The sequence below is a fragment of the Sphingomonas sp. 1185 genome (assembly GCF_040544655.1).
Lineage (GTDB): Bacteria > Pseudomonadota > Alphaproteobacteria > Sphingomonadales > Sphingomonadaceae > Sphingomonas.
Genome location: NZ_JBEPKL010000022.1, coordinates 16,675 through 38,625 on the forward strand (window position 1 = coordinate 16,675; position 21,951 = coordinate 38,625).

Annotated in this window: 16 protein-coding genes; 3 read left to right on the top strand and 13 right to left on the bottom strand. The window is 65.4% G+C overall.

The window, feature by feature from the left end; translation table 11 throughout:
• Nucleotides 1–117: 117 nt before the first annotated feature.
• The 13 genes from ABIC44_RS14030 to ABIC44_RS14090 all read right to left on the bottom strand — a co-directional run bounded on the left by ABIC44_RS14030 (nt 118) and on the right by ABIC44_RS14090 (nt 17,582).
• Nucleotides 118–612, bottom strand: a complete 495-nt coding sequence (locus tag ABIC44_RS14030; protein WP_354296157.1) for a hypothetical protein — start codon at nt 610–612, stop codon at nt 118–120.
• Between the two features lie 110 nt (nt 613–722).
• Nucleotides 723–1,070: a thioredoxin family protein gene (locus ABIC44_RS14035; protein WP_354296159.1), complete on the bottom strand. Its 348-nt coding sequence runs from the start codon at nt 1,068–1,070 to the stop codon at nt 723–725.
• Between the two features lie 52 nt (nt 1,071–1,122).
• Entirely contained in the window at nt 1,123–2,538 is a 1,416-nt protein-coding gene (locus ABIC44_RS14040) for a metallopeptidase TldD-related protein (protein ID WP_354296160.1), read from the bottom strand.
• A 26-nt stretch (nt 2,539–2,564) separates the two neighbouring features.
• Nucleotides 2,565–3,917 carry a TldD/PmbA family protein gene (locus ABIC44_RS14045; protein ID WP_354296162.1) on the bottom strand — a complete coding sequence of 451 codons (1,353 nt, stop codon included), beginning with the start codon at nt 3,915–3,917 and terminating at the stop codon, nt 2,565–2,567.
• Entirely contained in the window at nt 3,914–5,698 is a 1,785-nt protein-coding gene (locus ABIC44_RS14050; protein ID WP_354296163.1) for an ABC transporter ATP-binding protein/permease, read from the bottom strand. Before ABIC44_RS14050 ends, ABIC44_RS14045 begins: the two co-directional genes overlap by 4 nt.
• Before the next feature lie 17 nt (nt 5,699–5,715).
• Complete coding sequence (locus tag ABIC44_RS14055; protein WP_354296165.1) at nt 5,716–8,034, bottom strand: TonB-dependent siderophore receptor; 2,319 nt, start codon at nt 8,032–8,034, stop codon at nt 5,716–5,718.
• Nucleotides 8,035–8,312: 278 nt separating this feature from the next.
• Nucleotides 8,313–9,278: a LysR family transcriptional regulator gene (locus tag ABIC44_RS14060; protein WP_354296167.1), complete on the bottom strand. Its 966-nt coding sequence runs from the start codon at nt 9,276–9,278 to the stop codon at nt 8,313–8,315.
• Between the two features lie 185 nt (nt 9,279–9,463).
• Nucleotides 9,464–10,192, bottom strand: coding sequence for a GntR family transcriptional regulator (locus ABIC44_RS14065; RefSeq protein WP_309694984.1), 729 nt, complete (start codon nt 10,190–10,192; stop codon nt 9,464–9,466).
• 2 nt (nt 10,193–10,194) lie between these two features.
• On the bottom strand, nt 10,195–11,088 hold the full coding sequence (locus ABIC44_RS14070; RefSeq protein WP_354296207.1) for an N-acetylmuramic acid 6-phosphate etherase: 894 nt from the start codon (nt 11,086–11,088) through the stop codon (nt 10,195–10,197).
• The gene (locus tag ABIC44_RS14075) at nt 11,088–12,668 is read right to left on the bottom strand and encodes a sodium:solute symporter family transporter (RefSeq protein ID WP_354296169.1); all 1,581 of its coding nucleotides are present in this window, start codon (nt 12,666–12,668) and stop codon (nt 11,088–11,090) included. The genes ABIC44_RS14070 and ABIC44_RS14075 overlap by 1 nt, the downstream gene beginning before the upstream one ends.
• A 99-nt stretch (nt 12,669–12,767) precedes the next feature.
• Nucleotides 12,768–15,452, bottom strand: a complete 2,685-nt coding sequence (locus ABIC44_RS14080; protein WP_354296171.1) for a TonB-dependent receptor plug domain-containing protein — start codon at nt 15,450–15,452, stop codon at nt 12,768–12,770.
• A 172-nt stretch (nt 15,453–15,624) separates the two neighbouring features.
• Entirely contained in the window at nt 15,625–16,725 is a 1,101-nt protein-coding gene (locus tag ABIC44_RS14085; protein WP_354296172.1) for an anhydro-N-acetylmuramic acid kinase, read from the bottom strand.
• A complete protein-coding gene (locus tag ABIC44_RS14090) occupies nt 16,725–17,582 on the bottom strand; it encodes a hypothetical protein (RefSeq protein WP_354296174.1) in 858 nt (285 codons plus the stop codon). The genes ABIC44_RS14085 and ABIC44_RS14090 overlap by 1 nt, the downstream gene beginning before the upstream one ends.
• A gap of 116 nt (nt 17,583–17,698) precedes the next feature.
• Between ABIC44_RS14090 and dld the strand changes: the two genes are divergently transcribed.
• The 3 genes from dld (at nt 17,699) to ABIC44_RS14105 (ending at nt 21,934) form a co-directional block, all read left to right on the top strand.
• Nucleotides 17,699–19,459, top strand: coding sequence for a D-lactate dehydrogenase (dld, locus tag ABIC44_RS14095; protein ID WP_354296175.1), 1,761 nt, complete (start codon nt 17,699–17,701; stop codon nt 19,457–19,459).
• 241 nt (nt 19,460–19,700) lie between these two features.
• Nucleotides 19,701–20,879, top strand: coding sequence for a serine hydrolase domain-containing protein (locus tag ABIC44_RS14100; protein WP_354296177.1), 1,179 nt, complete (start codon nt 19,701–19,703; stop codon nt 20,877–20,879).
• Entirely contained in the window at nt 20,870–21,934 is a 1,065-nt protein-coding gene (locus ABIC44_RS14105) for a beta-N-acetylglucosaminidase domain-containing protein (protein WP_354296179.1), read from the top strand. Before ABIC44_RS14100 ends, ABIC44_RS14105 begins: the two co-directional genes overlap by 10 nt.
• Nucleotides 21,935–21,951: the final 17 nt, after the last annotated feature.

Sequence of the window (21,951 nt, forward strand, 5' to 3'; positions counted from 1 at the left end):
ATGGAGCCCGTTTTAATCGAACGGAATTCACCATAAGGCGAAGGCTTGGGGCTATTTCCTGGGCACACCCGGTCTACGACACCGGGCGCGTGCTGCCCGACCTGCGCCGCCAATCCGTTACCGGGCTGCGCCCGCGATCCAAGCCGCGACCTCCGCTTTAAAAGCGCCAAAGGCGGCATTCGCGGCCGTCAGGTTCACGCAGAATCTTTTCTCCAGAGCCGGGTTTGCAGCCATGAAAAGAGCGGGGATATCCTCACGCCGGGGTTGCATCCTCCCGTTGCCCGCCTCGATCTCCGTCAGTATGACATGGGCGGCCTGCTCGTCCTCCTCCGTCCACCCGGTCGCCCTCGCCATTTGCTGGGCGCGGAGCTGGCAGATCGCTTGCATCATTTCGACCAGCCCCGCCCGCGCGGTCGCGAGGGGCCAGGCCGCGGCTTCCGCGACATGGCCGAACGCCCGAACCTCGGCATCGCGGTCATCGCTCAGCGCGACGGCGGCGCTGCGCAGATTCCGCCATTCGGCGGAGCCGATCCGACCTTCCCGATGCGCCATGAGCAGAGCCTGCATGACGTTCCGTGCCGCCTCGGGCCATGGCCGGATGGCGTTCAGCATCCAGCAGGCCAGCCGCGTCGCATCATCGGCCCCGGCTGTGACGGGATCGGGCTCCTCCATCCCCAATGCGTGGCGGAGCGTCTCCATCGCGGGCAAGGTCGTCGTGCTGTTCATTCCGCAGCGTCCCCGCGCTTCAAGGCGTCCTCGATCATGAGCGCAAGCCGTGTCCGTGTCATGCCACCGACATGGCGGTCGATGATCGCGCTCCCGCGGCGCGTGATCACCGTGGGCACCCCGCGCACGTCGAATTCTTTTGCGAGGTCCGGCGATGTTTCGATATCGATCTTTACCACGACGAGCTCCCCGGCATAATCCTGGGCGATATCGTCGATGGCCGGCGCCATGGCCCTGCACGGCCCGCACCAGGTCGCGCTGAAGACCAAAAGTTGCAGCGCATCACTCGAGACAGGGTCGGCCGTTTCCGGACGATTTTCATGGCCGGGAAGAATCGTGGTCACGTTAGGCATCTCGCTTTCCTGGGAATTTCTGGTTGGGTGCCGGGCACGATGATCACGACGCGCCGCCGACCATCATCGCATCGATCCGGATCGTCGGCTGGCCGATACCAACGTCGAGATGCTGGCCGTCCTTGCTGCAACTGGCGACCCCATCGTCGAGCGCAAGGTCGTGGCCGACCATCGAAATCTGCTTCAAGGCCTCATGCCCCACCCCGATCAGCGTCGCGCCCTCGACCGGGGCGGTGATCCGGCCATTCTCGATGAGCCAGGCCTGCGTCGTGGTGAAGTTGAACCGGCCGCTGACGATATCGACCTGCCCTCCCCCAAAGGCGGTGGCGTAAATGCCGTTCTTGACCGAGGCGATCACGTCGTCAGGCGCGTGGCGCCCGGCGAGCAGGAAGGTGTTGGTCATGCGCGGCATCGGCAGATGGGCATAAGACTGCCGACGCCCGTTTCCGCTCGGCCGGGCGTTCATCAGCCCGGCGTTGAGCCGATCCTGCATCAACCCCGTCAACACGCCATCCTCGATCAACGTCGTGCGCATCGCCACCGAACCTTCGTCATCGACGGCAAGCGAGCCGATCAGGCCGGGCAGGCCGCCATCGTCGACCACCGTCACGCCCGGCGCCGCGATCCGCTCGCCGATCCGCCCGGTAAAGGCCGACTGATTCTTGCGATGATGATCGCCCTCCAGACCATGGCCGATCGCCTCATGGAACAGGACACCGGGGTAGCCCGGCCCGAGCACGACCGGCATCATGCCCGACGGCGCGGGCCGGGCATCGAGATTGATACACGCCATCTCCACCGCCTGTGCGACGAGCCCGTCGATCCGGGCCTCGCTCACACCCTCGACCCCATGACGTCCGCCCAGCCCTGCCTGTCCCTGCGCGCGACGACCTCCTTTTTCCGCGACGATGGTGACGAACACTTGCATCATCGGCCGAACGTCACCCGCGACACGCCCGTCGAGATCGGCGACGAATATGGTCTGATCGACGATCCGCAGAAAGGCATCCACCCTGGAGACCCGCGGGTCCGCCGCGCGGGCGACCATGTCGATCCGCTCCAGCAAGGCGATCCACGGGCCAGCACCGCCCGGCGCGTTCAGCGTGATCGGCGGATAGAGATTATGAACCTGCGGCGTGCCGATCATCGGCACCGCGACCTCACCACCCTCCCCTCCGTCGAGAGCGCGCACCGCCGCCGCCAGCGTCGCGAGCGCCTCCGCACCCATGTCCGCCGAATGGGCAAAGGCAACCTGGCCGCCTCGCGCCGCGCGCGCCCCAACTCCTTGTCCGATCTGGTACGATCCGCCCGCGACGCGGCCGTCCTCCAGCCAGAAGGTCCGCGTGCGTTTCGTCTCGAAGAACAGGTCGGCGAGGTCGGTGCCCGCACTCGCCAGTTGGCCCAGCGCGCGGGACAGGTCACCCATGTCCAGCCCGGCGGGCGCCAGAATGCGCGCCATGGCGCTATCTATCGCGGGGCCGGGGGTCATGGCGCTCCTCCAATCTGCATGACATCGATCAGGATGGATCCGGTGGAAAAGGCACCGTGCCGCTCCACATCGTCACCGACCGCGACGATGCCGGTCAGCATGTCGCGAAGATTGCCGCCGACCGTGACGTCGGTGACGGCGTGGACCGGTGAGCCGTCCTCCACCCACGCGCCCGCGACGGCATAGGTCCAGTTGCCGGTCACGGGATCGGCCGCGCCCCCGTTCAGTCGGCGCACGATCAGCCCCCGCCCCATCCGTCGGCAAAGGTCCGCAAACGATCCACGCTCGGCCCGACTGGTCAGTGCGAGGTTCCAAGGGCCATCGGCATTGCCGGTCGATGCCATGCCCAGCCGCCGCGCCGACCGCGTGCCCAGAAACAGCCCCTCGACCGTTCCGCCCCGGATGATGGTGCGGCACCGACCCGCAATCCCTTCGCGATCGAAGCCGCCGCTTGCCGGACCGAAGGGCTCATAGGGGTTCTCATACATGTCGAGATGGGGCGCTGCGGCGGCCTTGCCCAGCGCATCGGGCAAGAAGGTCGCGCCGCGTAGCTGCGGATTGCCGGACAGAGCGCCGACCAGGCTGCCGATCAACGCAATCGCCGCGCGCGGCTCGAACAGCACGGGTGCCCTCTGCCCCGGCACCGCGCGCGCTCCCAATTGGCCCGCCGCCCGTGCCACCGCGCGCTCGGCCAATAGCTGGGTCGGGATCAGCCGGTCGAAGCGTCGATCGAAGCTGTCGGCGCTGTCGTTGACCGCACCGTCCGCATCGCGGGCCAGCGCCACCAGCCACCGGCCATGGTTGGAATAGGTCTGCCCGCGACAGAAACCCGCGCTCGTCGCCAGCGCATGGACGCCCTCGCTGGACGAGACACCTGACGACACGGTTTCCAGCGTCATGCCCGGCCCCGACGCGGCGCGGATCAGCGCATCGCCCTCCAGCGCCATGGTTCGCAGCCGGGCGATATCGACCCCCGACGGCGCATCGAGCGGCGGCAGCGGCGTATCGACGGCCATGTCGGCCAGGAGAGGCGGCAGCGCGTCGGGGTCCTCGCCGACCAAAGCCGCCATCGCATAGGCCTCGTCCACCGCCTCGGCGATCGCGTGCCGGTCGAGCGCCGCCGTACTTGCCGTTCCGCCCCGCGTCCCCCGATAGACGGTGACGGTCAGCCCCTGCCCCGCATCGCGCAGTGCCGTGTCCGTGGCGCCGGCGCGGGCCGTCACCTGCACGCCCGCCCCGGCGCTCGCCGAGGCGACGGCATGATCCGCCCCGATCCGCCGCGCGATGGCGACCGCCTGTCCGGCAACGTCCTCCATGTCCGCGACATCCGCGGCAAGCAGTCTGGTCATGATCGTGACTCCAGAGGTCCTGCCACCGCGCGACCGTCGGCGATGATCAGCGCATGGTCGTGATAGCGGTGGAGCCGCTCGTCATGGACGACGCTGATGATCGTGACGTCGGTCAGACGCTGGCCGAGCAGATCGTGGAAATGCTGCGTGTTCGCCGGATCGAGCGCACTCGTCGCCTCGTCCAGGATCAGCAGGTCGGGCTTCTGGAGCAGGATCCGCATCAGCGCGATCCGCTGCTGCTCGCCAGGGGACAGTTCCTCGGACCACATGCGCAGGGCGTGCAGGTCATCGGCGAGATGCGACAGATGGACCATGTCGAGCATCGCGGCAATCTCGCTATCGGCATGATCTTCCGACGCATCGGGAAAGCAGATCGCTGCCTTCAGCGTGCCGAGCGGCAGATAGAGGCGCTGCGGCACGAACATGGCCGTGCTCCGGTCCGCCAATGCGACCCGCCCCACGCCATCAGGCCACAGCCCGGCGAGCGCGCGCAACAACGTGCTCTTGCCCGCGCCCGACGGCCCACGGATCACCCAGCGCTCGCCCGCGCGCACCTGCCAGTCACCGACATCGACCAGCGGCTCGCCATGCGGGCGGCGGATGACGAGGCCAGCGGTTTCCACCGCGATCGCCGCCGAGGTGCCGACGGTCGCCGTGATGCCCGCCGGTCGCTCGTGATCGATCGCATCGTCCAGGGCCTTCAAGCGGTTGATGTACGAGATTTGCGTCGCCATCCGGGGGTAGAGGTGCACGAAAAACCCCAGTTGCGGCACCAGTGCCTGGAAGGCGTCCCGGCCGCCCATGACCTGACCGAAACTGATCGCCCCGGCGAAATAGCGCGGGACGAGGATGAACAGCGGGATGATGGATCCGATCCGATCGTACAGACTGTTGGCGGCGTTGAGGCCGATCAGCGACCGGATGACGGACCGCGAGGTCAGATAGATGTTCTGCAGGGCGGTACGAAGCGAGAGCCGCTCCGCTCCGATGGCATTGGCAAGTCCGATCTGAGGGGCGTTACGGCGGACATGGATCAGGTTCGACCGGAAATCCGCCTCGCGGTGCTGCCAGCGCATCATCGCGCGGATGTACGGCTTGCCAAGCAGCACCATGACGACGCTGCTCGCCATCACATACAGAGCCGCATAGACCACCGTGCTACCCGGTATCGCCACATGCCGACCGAACAGCGCGAAGCGGATCGGTGCGGCGGTTTCGAGCAGGATCATGATCGAAGAGGCGGCCGACACGACCGCGCTGACCAGGCTCAGCAGGATCGACAAGGTGCCGACCTCGGGATCGGAGACGAATTTCACGTCGTCGGCGATGCGCTGGTCGGGATTGTCGATCATCCGCAGCCGTTCGATTTCGGCATAGCGGTTGCGCGCCAGCCAGCGATCCAGATAGGTCCGGGTCAGATGGACGCGCCAGCGCAGGCACAATATGCGGCAGACATAGGGCTCGATGGTTTCGAAGGCGACCTGCAACGCCAGGATGCCGATGAACGCGGTGAGCAGCGAGGCAAAGCCCGCAACGTCGCGATTTTCGACACCGTCGAAGAAACGCTGTTGCCAACGGTTCATCAGCACGAAGAGCCATGCGCCCGCGAACTGGAATGCCAGCAGGACGATCAAGGCGCTCCACGCGAATTTCCAGTCCTTCGACGTCCAGTAATCGCGCAACAGGCCAAAGGCATGCCGCCACCGCTCGCCCGCCGGTTGCGGCCGGGCGAGCCCCGTTTCACGACGGGATTCATCGGATGGAACGGGTTGTGGCAACATCGATCAGCCAGCCTTCGTCAACGGAAACGATAACCGACGGTCAGCCGCCACGTGCGCGGTTCGCCGAGTGGGACATAGCTTGTGGTGATCGTCGGACCGTAATTCCGGCGGTCGAACAGGTTGCGGACGCCCAGGTTCAGGTCCAGCTTGCCGATCGTAAGGAAGCCGTTGAGATCGGTCTGTACCGACGGGCCGACCCAATATTGCCCGGCCATGTCGATGGCGGCACTCGATCGCCCATAGACGCCCGCGCCGAGACCCGCCGTCACGTCATCGGCCACGCGGTGGCGATAGGAGGCATAGGCGCTGTACTGGTCGCGCGGCTGAAGCACCACGGTGCTCCCGACGTCCGCATTGCCGGGCGTCAGCATGGAATATCGGGTGCGGGTGAACGCGCCGCTGACCATCAGTCCTTTGAGGGGTTCGCCCGAGACGCTGACATCGACACCCTCCGCCAGTTGCGCGGGCAGATTGATGTAATAGAGCCGATCGAGCGGATCGGGGACCTTGTAGTTGCTCTGGCTCAATCGAAACCAGGACGCATTGAGCAACACGCGCTTGTCGAGCAGATCGAGCTTGATCCCCGTCTCGGCATTGCGCGTCCGCGTGTCGGGCAACAGGTTCCGGCTTCGGTCGTACTGAAAGCTGGCGATGAAACCGAAGGCGAGTTGGCCATAGACCGACACATTGTCCGTCACCGCGACCACCGCGCCATAGCTGGGGGTGACGGCGCCATTGGACGTGTAGCGAGCCGTGGGGCCATCGCGGAAGCTCGATATGGCGTCGGACGATGTCTTGCGCACGCTGGCGAGCAAGGCGAGCTTCCAATATTTCACCAGATACTGGGCATAATAGGAGGTCTGCTTGCCGGTGCCGCTGCTCGTCGTGAAATAATCCCTTGGCAGGGGCGGCAGGGGCGGATCGCCCGCGACGTAATCATAGGGGAACATCTCGCCCGAGCCGGTATCGTCTGCGGACGTCTTGAAATTCGTCGCCATGGCGCCAGCGATCAGCTTGTGCTCGACCGGCCCGGTCTTGACCGCAATGCGGGCATAGCCGTCGACCGCGTTGTTGGTCGCGTGCTGCTTCACGCCGCTCGTGCTGACGAGCAACAGGTTCGGGGCGAGCACGACGAAGGGCGAATATTGGCTGATGAACAGGTCGGTATTCTGATGCTGCCAGTGGCCCACGATCGTCAGCCAGCTTCCGACCGCCTGATTGACCTGCGCATCGTAGATGGTGCTCTTGATCTGCGAATACTGGTTCTGCCCACCGATCAGGGGCACCCCGGCCCGGATCGGCATGGGCCGCTTCGTCGTCGTATCGAATAGCGTATAGGGCACCATGCCGAAAATCTGGTTCCCGGTCGTGATGCTGGCGATAATGTCGGTCCCGCCCTTCTTGTAGCGGATCGAAGGGGCGAACAGATAATCCTCATTGCCGCGATAGCCGCCGAAATTATGGTCCGCTGTGGCCGCCGTCGCGATGATACGGGCGCTGACGCTGTCGTCGGCGGAGATGGACCGGTTCGCATCGACCGTTCCGCGCACCGAACCGAAGGAACCGACCTCGCTCGACACGTACAGCCGCTCGTCGGCGCTCGGCTTCTTCGTGACGATGTTCACCGTCCCGCCCAGGCTGTCCCCGCCGAGCAGGATGGCATCGGGCCCCTTCAGGACTTCCAGTCGCTCGACATTGGCGATCGGCTGGGTGCTGCCCGCCGCGAAGCTGCTGTTGGAGGGCGTCGGCAGACCGTTGACCGCCCCGCCCGACGAAAGACCGCGCACGGTATAGCCGACGCCGCCCTGCACGGTCGCGGCGTTGACGGTCACACCGCCCGCGTTGCGCAGCGCGTCGGGCAGGTTCTGCGCCTGTTGCTCGGCCAGGAGTTTGGCGGACAGGACCTGAACATTGCGCGGCTGATCGCGCAGGGTTTCCCCGGTTCGCGTCGAACTGGTCGCCCCCCGCACCGTCACATTGGTTTCCGCTTCATCGCGATGCGCGATGACGATGATGTCATTGACGACCAGAATGCTGCCGTCACGCTCATGGCTGACGGCAAGGCGCAGGCCCCGCGTCGCCTGCCTGACCGCCGCCATCGCGTCGCGCGCGCCCTTCACCGACCGGGCGCTCAGCCCGCGCACCGCATCGGGATCGGCGTTGATCGTCACCCCCGTCTGCTCATGAATACGCGCCAGGGTGTCCTCCAGCGGCATCGCCGGCACCGTGATGCGCTGGCCTTGCGCTGAGGCGGGCCCCGGCATCCCCCAGGCGATCATCGGCACCAACGCGATGGCCGCAACCCGAATTTGCAATTCCGCACGACGACTCAGCATGAAAGCCCCCTTCCCCGCGTCGCGGCCACACGTCCCCATGCCCTGTCGGACACCCATTTGAAGCGTTGGCCACGCCACGCTTTACAGCGATGACAGCGAGCCCCACCCTAGGGCGGGACGGTCGATCGTCGACGTCGTCCAAGACCGTCGACGGTTCACTCTGCAGTCGCGAAGTCGGCCGCCGATTGTCACGGGGCTTGCCCGGTGCGATCCTGTACTTCGTCGGGCAGAAACTGCGCGCAACCACAGGCATCATCAAATCGTATTTGGTTATGCCCCTATAATTCCAGATCGAGCGGCTTGCCGAGCCCCGCCGCCGCGCGTTCCAGCTCGGCGACGAGCCAGCGAATGACAGGCTCCCTGTCGCGATAGGGTTGCCACTGGACGACGAGATCGGTCGACGTGACGGGGAAATCCAGTTCGAGAATGGTGACCGGCAGGAATGCGGCCTGATGCTGCGCGAACCAGTTGCTTGTCGTGACGATCAGATCGGACCCGATCGCCAGCACCGGCAACATCGAATGGAGGCCCGTCCGTATCGCGACGTTACGCCGTGCAAGCGGACTGTCATTCGCAAAGTCGCCGAATATGGCACGTTCCATGTCCGAGTGGACGCCCGCATGAGACGCTTCGAGATAGGTCTTTTCGCCGACGCGACGGCCCGCCAGCGGATGCGACGCACGTACCAGCGCACTTGGCGCGTGATCGATCAGGCGGGCGGCACACAGATCCTTGTCGACCATTGCCTGCGGAACGACGACAACATCCACACCCGCATCGAACAGACGCCGGACGGAGCCATGAACGAAGGGCGTCATTTTCAGTTCGATGCCCGGTGCCACCGCACGCAGTCGCGGCACGACGCGACTGAAGAACATCAGTTCCACGACCTCGGGTGCCGTCATCGTGATCGTCCGCCGCGCCGTTGCGGGATCGAAATCCAACGTCAGGTGGAACGTGTCATCGACCTCGCGCAGCAGGCGACCGACCCGTTGGCGCAGCGCATCGCCAAGGGCGGTCAACTGACGACGCTCGCCGAACACGACCAACTCGTCTTTGAATTGATCGCGCAACTGGCGCAGCTTGACGCTCATCGCGGGCTGGCTGATCGCGATGGACTGCGCCGCGGCGGTCAAGGATGGTGAATGGAGCAACGCGTCGAGCGCGTAGAGCAAATTTATGTTCAGGCGACGCAACCGGGTTCGCCCTTCAGCCAGCGGTGTTGGATCGCCCGAATCCTGCAACTAATGCCCCTATCGCTTGCCCTCCGATGCTACCAGATGACCGCCTCCCAGCGCATTTGGCAAGATTTCTCCTGTCTGCCCGCCAGTTGTCGCGAACAGGATCATCCGGAATAGCCGCAAAGGTGCCGACCTGTGAGAAATCATGGTCGTTCCCAGCATCACAGTTGCCGGCGCCGAACGGCAGATCAGACGACGTTCAAATCCGTTACGAATTCGTATCGATCCCCACGATAGACCGAACGGGTGAATTCCACGATGCGACCATCAGGAATGCGGGTGCAGCGCTCGATCCGCAAAACCTCGGAATTGTGTCGTACATTCAGGATTCCAGCTTCGGTTTGCGTGGCGAGCGAGGCGCGGACGCGCTGCGTGCCCGATGTCGGGCGAAAGCCATGGGTCTCCAACGCCTGATAGAGGGAATCGCCCAGCGCATCGAGATCGGGCATGAAGATCGCAGGGATCACCGCATGCTCGATCGCCAGCGGCTCGTCGCCGACCAGACGGACGCGACCCAGCCGGGCGACGCGGACATTGGGGGCCACCCCCACCGCCGCAGCTTCCTCCTCGGTAGGCAGCGCGTAGGATTTGTAGATCCATACAACGCCGGGATCCTGCCCTCGCGACCGGGTGTCATCGGTAAAGCTATTCAGCTTCGCGCCCGATGCTTCGATCCGCCGCGCGACGAAGGTGCCCGACCCGTGGCGGCTGACCAGCACGCCTTCGTCGATCAACTGCCTTATGCCCTTACGAACGGTGACGCGCGACAGGCCCACCATTTCGCTCAGTTCCCGTTCCGAGGGCAGCGCGCTGCCCGGATCGATCCCCCCGCCGTCGATATGCGCGCGCAGGCTCTGGGCGAGTTGGAGATATAGGGGCGTCGCTTCGTCGCTCCGCGTCCAGGCGATGTCGCGCATCGTCACGCCTCCGGTGCATCCAGCGCCTGCAGCACCGCGCGCAGGCTGCCATGATGCGCATCGAGCAGCGCGTCGGCCTCGCCCAGGGAGACCCCCATGGCGACGAGGACGCCGCGCCTTATATCGTTGTCTGCCACGTCGAGCGCACGGATCGCCACCTCTGCCTCCACACCGGCCAGTTCCTGGATCATGCGGCGACCGCGTTGCAAGAGTTTCGCGTTGGAAACACGCATGGCCACCATCCGCCCGCGATAGACAAATCCCAGGCGCAGCATCAGTGCGGTGGACAACAGGTTCAACACCGCCTTTTGCGCGGTGCCCGCCTTCATCCGGGTCGACCCCGCCAGAACTTCGCTGCCCGTATCGGCCAGCACATGATGCTCGGCATGTGCGATCAGCGGAGTCCCCGCGTTGTTCGAAATCCCGATCGTCAGCGCACCGAGCGTTCTGGCATGCTCGATTGCCGCGACGGTGTAGGGCGTTGAGCCGCTGGCCGCCACGCCGATGACGACATCGGACGGGGTGATTGCGCAGCCATCGATATCGGCGCGTGCCGCCTCGACATTGTCCTCCGCCCCCTCATATGCCTGTGTCAGCGCCCCGTAACCGCCCGCCATCAGGAAGATCAGGCGTTTCATAGGCCAGTTGAACGTGGGGTTCAGCTCCGTCCCGTCCTGCACGGCGAGCCGGCCGGACGTGCCTGCCCCGACATAGATCAGGCGTCCCTCATGGCCGAGCCGTGCCGCCGCCGCTTCGGCGGCCCGCGCGATCGCAGCGGTCTGCGACTGGATGGCGGCAATGGCCGCCATCTGGCCTTCCAGCATCGCCTGGACGGCCAATTCCGTCGGCCACTTATCGAGGTCGAGATAGCGTGCGTCGAGCGTTTCGGTTTTCATCATAGCGTCGATCCCGATGGGAGCTTCGATGCGGAGCGGCCCGCGCCCGATGGCGCAGCGCAGACCAGGAACGCCAGGGCGGTTCCTATGCAAAGCTGAAAAGGAAAGGAGAGCCCGCTCAGTTGGATAGGAAGGCCGATGGCGCGCGCGATGGCAGGTTGCAGGAGGATGATCGTCAGGAAACCGATCAACATCGCGGCGATGGCCGAACCGGTCGTCCCGCGCGTGGTGAACAAGGCGGTGAAATAGACACCCAGCAGCCCCGCATAGCTGAACACCATCACCTGCAGCGCGAACTCCAGCAGGCCCATCGAGCTGTGGCGCTGCCAATAGAAGGAGAGGACGGCCATCAGGAACATCGCGAAGCCGATGATCCCCATGCCTGCGCGCCCGGCCTGGACGAAGTGGTGCTCCTCGACCGGCCCGCGCCGTTCTCGCCAGGGGCGATAGAAATCCTGCACCAGCACCGACGACATCGCATTCAGCGCGGAATTGGTGGTCGCCACCGCCGCCGCGCAGATGCCGATCGTCACCAGGCCGCGCAGGCCGCCGGGCAATTGCGTCAGGATATAGTGCATGAAAATGCTGATCTTCTGCCCCTCGAACTCGCTGGCGGCGATGGCGCCGGAACCGACCATCAGGTCGGGGCGGTCATAGAACACGTACAGCAACAGGCCGATGACAATGAACATGCCGACGGTCGGCACCGTCGCCAGCACCGACAGATAGAGGCTACGCGCGCCCGTCTTTGCATCCCTGCACGAAAGCAGGCGCTGCGTGGTGTCCTGATCCATGCCCGCATTGGCAATATAGAGCAGTGCAAGCCCGGTAACGATCGCCAGCATCGAGAAGGGCCGCGAGAGGTCCAGCGAGAAATCGAACAGCCGCAGCTTGTCGACGCCCTGCGGGGTATGGGCCAGCGCCTGCAGGATCTGGGCATTGGAGGCCGGGATCGACAGGCGCAGGAACACCAGCACCGCGACCGCCGAGCCGACATAGACGACGAACTGGATCAGGTCGTTCCACAGAACCGACTTCAGACCGCCGACGAAGGTGAACGCGACACTCGCCACGACCAGCGCGGCGGCGGCGATCACGATGCCCTGCACGCCGACGCCGCCCGTGACGACCATCGCCAGCGCGATGGCGGCGAGATATACGCGCGCGCCACCGGCAAAGACCCTCCCGACCAGGAACATGCCACCCGCCCAGCGGGTCGCTCGCTCGCTGAACCGCAGGGTCAGCAACTCATAGGCGGTATTCGCGCGGATCGCGTAGAAGCGTGGGATCAGGACATGGGCCACGAAGATCGCCCCGATCAGCCCGCCGCCGATATTGGCGCTGAGATAGGTCAGGTCGCCGTAATAGCCATAGTCCGGCCCACCGAGGAAGGTCGCCGCCGACTGGGTGGCGGACAGGACCGACAGCGCCGCAAGCCAGGCGGGAACGGTGCCGCCCGCCAGGAAATATTCGCGAGCCGACGCCGTCTGGCGCGGCGTCAATAGCCACCCGCCCGCGACCAGCAGCAGCAGATAGCCAGCGATCACGAGCCAGTCGGCCATGGAGAAGGGCAGCATCATCGAAGCATACTCCGATCGCCCCGGACCAAAGGCCCGCAGGCATGAGGCGATGGCGTCTGGCCCACCGATCGGGCCGGACGCCGTGGCAAGGCTATCCGGTCAGAGATGGGCGGTCAGCGAGAAGCCGATCGTCCGCCCCAGAATGTCGTAGGTGTCGGGGAAGGTGTTGAACACACCGCCCGTCGACACACGCGGCGGCGCCTTGTCGAACAGGTTGTAGACGCCCGCGCTCATCGTGACGACATCGGTGAAGTCGTAGGAGGCCGACAGGTCGAAGACATCCTGCGCCTTCAGCGTCTCGGTCGATCCGGCCGTGCTCGACCGGACCTTGCCGATGCGCTGCCAGTCGAACTGGATCACGCCCCTGTCCAACAGCCAGCCGAGCCCGGCCGTGTGGCGATAATCCGGCTGGACGAGCGTCGTGCCATCGCTGGAGCAGGTGGCACCGAACGTCCCCTTGCACTGAACCGCGGACACAGTCGGGTTCGCCTGGATCAGATAGGATGTGACGATATTGCCCTGATAGCTCGCGCGAAGGCCCTTGCCCGGCAGCCAGTCCGGCCGCAGGGTATAGGCCGCCGAGATGTCGAAGCCGCGTTGCAGCAGGCGACCCAGATTCTGATTGTTGACGAAGGCATCGGCGAAGGTGCCGTTCGGGTTGCGCGTGACCAGCGCGCATAGCGGATTGCTGGCGGTCGGATTGGTGATGTAGCAGCTCGTGATCGCCGCGATCGGCTGGATCACGCCGACCGCTCCACGCAGGTCGAGATTGTAATAGTCGACCGTCACGTTCAGGCCCGGCAGGAAGGTCGGCGTGAACACCGCGCCCGCCGTCGTCGTATAGCCGGTTTCCGGTTTGATGTCAGGATTGCCGCCATAAAAATAGTTGCCGGTCAGGTAGCCGGGGGCGGTGGAATTGGCCGATCCCACCGACGGAGCGCCGAACCGCGCGCACTGCGCCGCATTGCCGGTGCCGATCACGCAAGGATCGCCGCCATAGCGCGGCTTCAGGCGATCGACGGTGACCAGGCTGTTGAGCGGCAGCGACGAGGTGCTGGCGGCGAATTCCCCGAAATTGGGCGTCCGCAACACGCGCTGATAGGTGCCGCGCAGCCGCAGGTTGCGGTCGACTTCCCAATTACCCTCAACCTTCCACGTACCGTGCGTGCCGAACCGATTATAATCCGACAGGCGATAGGCGCCGCCGACGTCGAGCTTTCGGATCAGCGGAGTGTCGTGGATCAGCGGGACAAGGACTTCGCCATAGAGTTCGATGACATCGAACGCGCCGCGATAGGCGGCCTGCACGCCCTGACGATAGGTGTTGCCGGTCAGCAGCGCACTATCCTGATTGATGCTCGCCGTTTCCCGCCGATATTCGACGCCGCCGGCGAAGCCGATCGGCCCGGCAGGCAGGGAGAACAGGTCGGCCAGCGTGCCGCTCACCGTCCCTGCCGTGACGAACTGGTCACGCTTGCGGTTGAAGCCGTCGATCGTACTGCCCAGCGCGGCGGCCAGCCCAGGCCGGTTGGGCCCGAAGATGTTGACCGTATTGACGATCGACGCGAAATTGTTCGCGCCCGCCGGGCTGGTGACAAGGCCATCGCCCGAGATCAGCGACGATTCCGTCGAACGGCCATATTGCGCATAGACGTTCCACCGCACCGCATCGGTCAATGGTCCGCGCAGGCCCGACTGGATCTGCAATGTATCACGCTCGGTGGAATAGCGGATCAGCCCCAATTCGCTGAGCGACCGGGACACGTTTACCTGGGCAGTGCCGTTCACGAACGTCAACTGGTTGCGGATCGCGTCCGTCAGAAACGGATTGGTCGCGCTGATCCCAACGGTGCGGTTGACCGATGCGGGCGCCGCCCCGGGAGTACCCGTCTCCTCGGTACGGGCATTGGTATACATGGCCCGGCCATAGACCTCGATCTGCGGCGTGATCTCATATTTGTACAGCGCGGCCACGTTGATCCGCTTGAGCGGCGAGATCAGGGGATAGGTCGCCGAGATGTTGGAGGTGGCGGAAGGACTGGTCGTGAACGTGCCATCGTCCGTGAAGCCGAAGCGTCGACCGCTCGCGACGTCGGTGAAGACGCCGCCGATGCTCGGAATGGTCTGGTTGGGCGTCGCGGCCCAGCTGCGCTGTCCCGCCCGTACCCCGTCGCGCTGGGTGTAATCCGCCGCGATCACCAGATTGCCACGATCACCAATGCCGGTGCCCAGCATCAGCGAGCCGCCATATTGCGCACCGCCATGGACCGACAACCGGCTGGTTGCGGTGCCGCGGATGCCCTCATATTCGTCGTTGAGGATGAAGTTCACGACGCCCGCGACGGCATCCGCGCCATAGACCGCCGCCGCACCACCGGTCAGCACATCGACGCGCTTGATGAGCGATGCGGGAATGGCGTTGACGTCGACCGAGTTCCGGAAACTGAACGGTGCCGCACGGGTGCCGTCGATCAGCACCAACGAGCGGCTTTGGCCGAAATTGCGTAGCTCGAGCACCTGCGCGCCGAACGCATCGCTGCCCTGCGAGCCCTGGCGCACGCCACCCGAAAGCTGCGGGATGGTGGTGGAGAAATCCTCGATCGTCAGCGCGGACCGCAACCTGATCTGCGCCTCGTTCGTCGAGGCGACCGGGCTGCTGGAGGTCAGGCCGGTGGCGGGAATGCGCGTCCCCGTCACCACGACCTCGCCGCCGGACGTCGAACCGTCCTGGGTCGCGGGCGTCGCAGAGGAGGTCTGGGCCTGCACGGCTGCGGGTGCCTGCACAAGGGCTACCGCCAGTGCGGCTGCGGCTACGCTATGTCGGTACGACGTCATCATTGCAGTCCCTCCCTGATATCCCCGAACCCAGTCCGCCGATCATGGATCATGACCTATGGCGGGCCTGGGGCCCCACCGCGATCATGTATACCTCTCGCTAGGATGTAAACATGTGGTATTATCTTTTGGTATTGTGGCGTGGTCGCCAAAGGCGACCGCCGGTCAGGGGTTCGACGACACCGGTCGTGCCCGGAAAGGTCAGCGGCAGACCATGCACGCTACGTGCAGCGAGGAACGCCATCGCCTCGGCCTCGATGAAATCGCTGCGCAGGCCGATTTCGTCCGCCGTCCGGCAGACTCCGAGGCGATCGCGCAACGCCGCCATCAATACCGGATTATGTCCCCCGCCCCCGCACACGATCCACAATTCGGGCAGGGCGGGCAGTGTCCGCGCCGCCAGGGCCACCGCCTCCGCCGTGAACGCAGTCAGTGTGGCGGCGGCATCCTCGATCGAACAGGCCGCCACCCAGTCGAGCGGAAAGTCATAGCGATCGAGCGACCTCGCTCCCTCTCCCTGAAAATAGTCGTGCGTCAGCAGACGGGCCAGAATGTCTGTGTCGACACGGCCCGCAGCGGCAAAACGGCCCCCCTCGTCATAACGGCCCGCCCCGCGTGACTGGACGAGCTGGTCGATCAGGCCGTTCCCCGGTCCCGTATCGAACGCGATCAAGTTTCTGTCCGCCCCGATCCAGGTCAGGTTCGCAACGCCCCCGATGTTGAGGAACGCGACCGGTCGCGTGATACCAAGATGCTCGGCAAGCGCGAGGTGATAGACAGGCACCAGCGGGGCACCCTGCCCTCCGGCTTGCAGATCATCCTGCCGCATTTGCGCGACTACCGGCACGCCCAGGACATCCGCCAGCATCTGGGGATCGCCGATCTGGACGGACAGGCCGCGCTCGGGCCGATGGAGCAACGTCTGGCCGTGAAAGCCGATCAGGTCCGGACGCCGCCCGGCCTCCGCCATCAGCCGCTCGCCAGCCTCGATATGCAGCCGCTCTATGACGGTTGACGCCGTATCGAACGATGACGGCATCGCACCATAGCCGTTCCATGCCAGCGCATCGCGCGTCGCCCGTTCGATGCTCACGCGTTCGGCATCGGCAAAGGGAAACATCGCCGTGGAGTCGAACGCCTCGATCCGCTCGCCATCCGTCTCGATCAGCGCGACGTCGACGCCGTCCAGCGACGTCCCGCTCATATAGCCCATCACCAGCATCAGCAGGACGGGTCCCAGGCGCAGACGATCAGACTGGCATCGTCGTGCCGCTTCACCCGGATATGACGCCGCAGCGAATCCGGCTCGCTTTCGATATCGCGCAACCGCGCCAGCCAGGCGGCACCGTCCTCCGGCGTGGCGATGGCCAGCAGATCGTCGGGCGTCGCCGCATCGAACAGTTCCACGAGTCGCAGGAACCCGTCGCTGGCAATGGCGAAGCGCTGGCCGGGTTGGAGCGGAACCGTCGTCTGCCAGAGATGGTCGGCAGCGGCAGGCTCCGTCCCGAGCACCCAATAGCCGCCGTCGCGGTTCTTGAGATGGCGATTGGCGCTCAGTCCCGGCAACAGCAGATTCTTCAAGGCCTCGGAGTCGATCGAGGGGTTTTCCTCGCGAATCGCCTTGACCGCAGCCAGCGTTCGCGCCTCGACGACATCGAGCGCATAGGTGCCGAACAATCGCGCAACCCCGGCTTCGTCCACTGCCGCTACGCGGCAGTCGGCCAGCGCGGTGATCTCGGCAGCATCACCACGCAACCGGATCATGGCAAAGGCCGCCGAGGGCAGTTCGTGGGTACCATCGAAAGCGCGAACCTGCGCATCCGCAAGCGCTGCCGCGCAGCGCGTCATGACATCGCGCAATATCTCGATCGTGGAACATTCCGGATCTTCGGCAAGGGCGTCGGCGATCAGCCGGTTGGCGGTCTGCGCCAGCCATGCCGCGTCGCTGGGTGCGTCCAGCAGGGATGGACCGATCCCCGTGGCTCCGTCGATCACCCAGGCCGCATCACCGAAATGGCCGATCGCATCCTCGTTCACCATGCTCCCGGCATCGGAGAGCGCGACGTCGATCCTCAGCATCCCATGCCCCTCGAGCCGATCCTCATGCGATGCGAAACGCTATCCCGATCCTCCCCGACATGCAAACCAATAGCATGCCACTTGCACCGCTCTGAATAGTGGTATTTACTCAGGTTATGACACGCCCCACGGCCCCGAACGACGCTGCCACGCTGCTCGCCCGCCTGCGCAACGCGGTCGGCCGCCGTCATGTCCTGACCGCGCCACGTGCCACGGCACGGTTTCGCAAGGGCTATCGCACCGGCGAGGGAGCGGCGATCGCCGTGGTGCGTCCGGGAAGCCTGCTCGAGATGTGGCACGTAGCCCAGGCCTGCGTCGCCGCCGATGTCTCGATCCTGCTTCAGGCGTCGAATACCGGGCTGACCGGCGGCTCCACCCCCGATGGCGACGATTATCCCGGCGGCCTCGTCATCATCAGCACCACGCGCTTGTCGCGGCTGAGCGTGATCCGGGGCGGCAAGCAGGTGCTGTGCCTGCCGGGCACGACCCTGTACGCGCTCGAACAGGCCCTGCGGCCTTATGGGCGTGAGCCGCATTCGGTCATCGGGTCATCCTGTTTCGGCGCGTCGGTGGTCGGCGGCATCTGCAACAATTCGGGTGGATCACTGATCCGGCGCGGGCCCGCCTATACCCAGCTGGCCCTGTTCGCGGCCGTCCAGCCCGATGGCCGACTGCATCTGGTCAATCACCTGGGCATGGCGTTGGGCGAGGAACCGGAGACGATCCTGTCGCGCCTCGATCGCGGCGAATTCAGTGACGCCGACATCGAAGACGTGGATGATCGATGGGCGCACGACCATCGCTATGCCGAACATGTCCGGGCGATAGACAGCCCTGTCCCCGCCCGTTTCAACGCCGACCCGCGCTGCCTGTTCGAGGCGGCGGGAAGTGCGGGCAAGCTGATCGTCTTCGCGGTGCGCCTCGACACCTTCCCGCGCGAAGCGGGCACAACCACCTTCTATATCGGTACGAACGAGGCCGATCGTCTCACCGATCTGCGGCGCACGATGCTGCGCGATTTCGACAGGCTGCCGATTGCGGCCGAATATATGCACCGGACCGCCTTCGACGTGGCGGATCGCTATGGGCGTGACACCTTCTTCGCGATCGAGCGGCTCGGCACCGAACGGCTGCCCGCCCTCTTCGCTGCCAAGGCACGGTTCGATGCACTCGCGGGTCGCCTGTCCAGGGGCATGAGTGATCGTCTGCTCCAGGCGGCAGGACGTTTCATCCCGGATCCGCTGCCCGGCTGGATGCGGAGCTATCGTGATCGCTTCGCCCATCACCTGATGCTGAAAGTGTCGATCGATCAGATCGACGAAACTCGTGCCCTGCTGACCCGGCTGCTCCCCGGTGACGACGCGGGCGACTATGTCGAATGCAGCGCCGTGGACAGCGCCAAGGCGTTCCTTCACCGGTTCGTCGCGGCGGGAGCGGCGGTCCGTTACCGAGCGATCCATTCCGACGACGTCGCCGACATCGTCGCGCTCGACGTCGCGCTGCCCCGCAACGCCGGGATATGGACCGAGACATTGCCGCCGGCGCTGGATGCCCAGGTCATCCATGCGCTCTATTACGGCCATTTCTTCTGCCACGTCTTCCATCAGGACTATATCGTGCGCAAAGGCACCGATCCCGTGGCGTTCGAACATGCGCTATGGGCCTTGCTCGACGCGCGGGGCGCGCAATATCCGGCCGAGCACAATGTCGGCCACCTCTATGTCGCGCCGCCCGCACTGGCCCAATTCTATCGCCACATCGATCCGCGCAATCAGCTCAATCCGGGAATCGGCCACACGCCGCGTGCACGCCACTGGACCTGCGAGAACCCGGAAAGCGCCGAACGGCCCCAGTCACTATCGGAGAATCGGGTTTGAGAACCGGTCACCGTCGCCAAGGGCATGGCCGGCCGTTATGGCGGTCCGCCATGGCGGAATGGGTGACCATTGGCCGCCATGCTATGACGGAACGATGAAGCGCATGACGATTCGAGCCGCGCGAACCCGCCGCGCCCGCATCGCCCCGCTTTTCATGTGCCTCGGCCTATGCGCCGCACCGGGCCTCGCGGCTTCCCCCGTCTGTCCGATCCTGAACACCACATCCGCTCGCGCCGACGACATGCGTTTCGCACCGATCGATGCGGCGGTTCGCGATGGCGTCGGCACACTCTATCCCGGCGCGGTACTGATCGTCACCGATCGGGGGCGGATCGTTCATCAGGCGGCCTTCGGCGATGCCCAGACGCTGACCAGCGCGCCCGACGGCACGCTGCGGACGCTCGCCACGCCGCGCGCAATGGCGGTCGACACGCTTTTCGACATGGCCTCGATCACCAAGATCGAGGCGACCACCGCGGCGATCCTCCATCTCGTCGGTACCGGTCGCCTGTCGCTCGACGACCGGCTGGGTATGTTGCTGCCCGCGTTTCGGGGCACCGACAAGGCGGACATCACCATCCGTCAGTTGCTGACCCACCGAGCAGGGCTTCGGGAATGGCAGCCGACCTGGTTGCACCGCGACGCCTCGGGCCAGGTGCTGCCCTATCTGGCGGCACTGCCGCTCCGTTATCCGAGGGGCTCGCGCTTCGCCTATTCCGACATCGGTTTCATGCTGCTGGGTGCCGTCGTGGAGCGGGTCACGGGCACACCGCTGGACCGTTATGTCCGCAAACGAATCTATCGCCCACTCGGCATGACCGATACCGGCTTCCTGCCGCCATCGTCCTTGCGTCGGCGCGCGGCCGCGACATCGCAGGGCGACGCCTATCAGCGGCGCATGGCGGAGACCGGCAAGCCCTATCCCGCCGCGCCTTTCCCATCGGCCCAGCCCTTCGACGGATATCGGAACCGGATGCTGGTCGGCGAGGCGAATGATGCCAATGCCGCGCTCGGCTGGCGGGGGGTAGCTGGCCATGCCGGGCTGTTCTCGACCGCGACCGATCTAGCCCGCTATGCCCAGCTGCTCCTCAACGGCGGCTGCTACGGCGGCTGGCGGCTCGCGCCCGCCCGGACGATCGCAGCGTTCGAGCACACGCCCTTCGACGCCGATCAGGCACTGGGTTTCCACAAGACGCAGCTCGCCGGGATCGCGGCCCCCTTCTACGGGCATTCGGGTTTCACCGGCACCTGGTTCGCCTTCTCGCCCCAGCTGGACGTGACCGTCGTCCTCCTCACCAACCGGGTCCACCGGCCGGACGGCGAACCCTATCCCACGCTCGACGCCCTGCGGGAGACGGTGCTGCGGCAAGCGGTGACGACGGTGCTCGAAAACCGGAAAAAGGAGAAGACATGGCGCTGAACCTGGGCGTGATCGAAGGCTTTTTCGGCAAGCCATGGAGCTGGGCCGATCGAACGTCCGTGCTCCGGACGCTGGCAGGGGCAGGCTATCGCTTCTATCATTACGGGCCCAAGGCCGACCCGTTCCTGCGCCGTCGCTGGCGCGAGCCGCATCCGCCCGAACACTTCGCCGCCCTTGCGGCCTTCGCCGCCGAGTGCAAAAGGCTGGGCGTGCGCTTTGGTGTCGCGCTGACCCCGGTCGGCAGCACCCATCCCTTCAGCGCGGAATCGCGCGCCGCTCTGAAGCGGAAGCTGGGGCAGCTCGACGCGCTGGGCATCCATGACCTCGCCATCCTGTTCGACGACCTGCCCGCCGAACTGCCCGATTTGGCGCGCGGCCAGGCCGAACTCGTCGATTTCTGCGCCAGCAACAGCCGCGCGACCCAGGTCTTCTTCTGCCCCAGCTTCTATTCCGACGATCCCATTCTCGAGCGCGCCTGGGGGAAGCGGCCGCCCACCTATCTGCCCGAGCTGGGGCGCTATCTCGATCGCGACGTGCACGTCTATTGGACCGGCGAGGAAGTCGTGTCCCGCGAGATCGGTGTTGCCCATCTGGAACGGGTACAGCACGAACTCGGCCGCAAAGTGTGCCTTTGGGACAATTACCCCGTCAATGACGGTGTACGCATGTCGCAATATCTGCACCTACGCGCCTTCACCGGTCGCCCGGCCGCGATCCGCCATCATGTCGCCGGTCATGCGATCAACCCCGCATCGCAACCGCTCCTCTCCTGCATTCCCGCGCTGACGCTTGCGGCCAGCTATCGGGAGGGAGAGCGCTACGCTTATGGCCAGGCATTTCTGGCAGCAGCGACCCAGGTGCTGGGCGCCGACTTCGCCACCCTATTGCACCGCGACATCCTGCCGCTCCAGGATACCGGGCTCGACAATCTCGGTCCGCGTTTCGCTGAACTGCGCGAACGCTATGGGGCGATCGATCATCCCGCCGCCCGTGAAATCACCGACTGGCTGGACGGACGCTTCCGCACCACGCTGGACGAGGTGCAGACGCAATAACGGAAGGGCAGAACCGG

Excerpts from the sequence above, each read along its gene's own strand:
- ABIC44_RS14030 (WP_354296157.1), bottom strand. The coding sequence starts at position 612 with ATGCTGAACGCCATCCGGCCATGGCCCGAGGCGGCACGGAACGTCATG.
- ABIC44_RS14040 (WP_354296160.1), bottom strand. The coding sequence starts at position 2,538 with ATGGCGCGCATTCTGGCGCCCGCCGGGCTGGACATGGGTGACCTGTCC.
- ABIC44_RS14045 (WP_354296162.1), bottom strand. The coding sequence starts at position 3,917 with ATGACCAGACTGCTTGCCGCGGATGTCGCGGACATGGAGGACGTTGCC.
- ABIC44_RS14050 (WP_354296163.1), bottom strand. The coding sequence starts at position 5,698 with ATGTTGCCACAACCCGTTCCATCCGATGAATCCCGTCGTGAAACGGGG.
- ABIC44_RS14055 (WP_354296165.1), bottom strand. The coding sequence starts at position 8,034 with ATGCTGAGTCGTCGTGCGGAATTGCAAATTCGGGTTGCGGCCATCGCG.
- ABIC44_RS14065 (WP_309694984.1), bottom strand. The coding sequence starts at position 10,192 with ATGCGCGACATCGCCTGGACGCGGAGCGACGAAGCGACGCCCCTATAT.
- ABIC44_RS14070 (WP_354296207.1), bottom strand. The coding sequence starts at position 11,088 with ATGAAAACCGAAACGCTCGACGCACGCTATCTCGACCTCGATAAGTGG.
- ABIC44_RS14075 (WP_354296169.1), bottom strand. The coding sequence starts at position 12,668 with ATGATGCTGCCCTTCTCCATGGCCGACTGGCTCGTGATCGCTGGCTAT.
- ABIC44_RS14085 (WP_354296172.1), bottom strand. The coding sequence starts at position 16,725 with ATGCTGGTGATGGGCTATATGAGCGGGACGTCGCTGGACGGCGTCGAC.
- ABIC44_RS14090 (WP_354296174.1), bottom strand. The coding sequence starts at position 17,582 with ATGCTGAGGATCGACGTCGCGCTCTCCGATGCCGGGAGCATGGTGAAC.
- dld (WP_354296175.1), top strand. The coding sequence starts at position 17,699 with ATGACACGCCCCACGGCCCCGAACGACGCTGCCACGCTGCTCGCCCGC.
- ABIC44_RS14100 (WP_354296177.1), top strand. The coding sequence starts at position 19,701 with ATGCGTTTCGCACCGATCGATGCGGCGGTTCGCGATGGCGTCGGCACA.
- ABIC44_RS14105 (WP_354296179.1), top strand. The coding sequence starts at position 20,870 with ATGGCGCTGAACCTGGGCGTGATCGAAGGCTTTTTCGGCAAGCCATGG.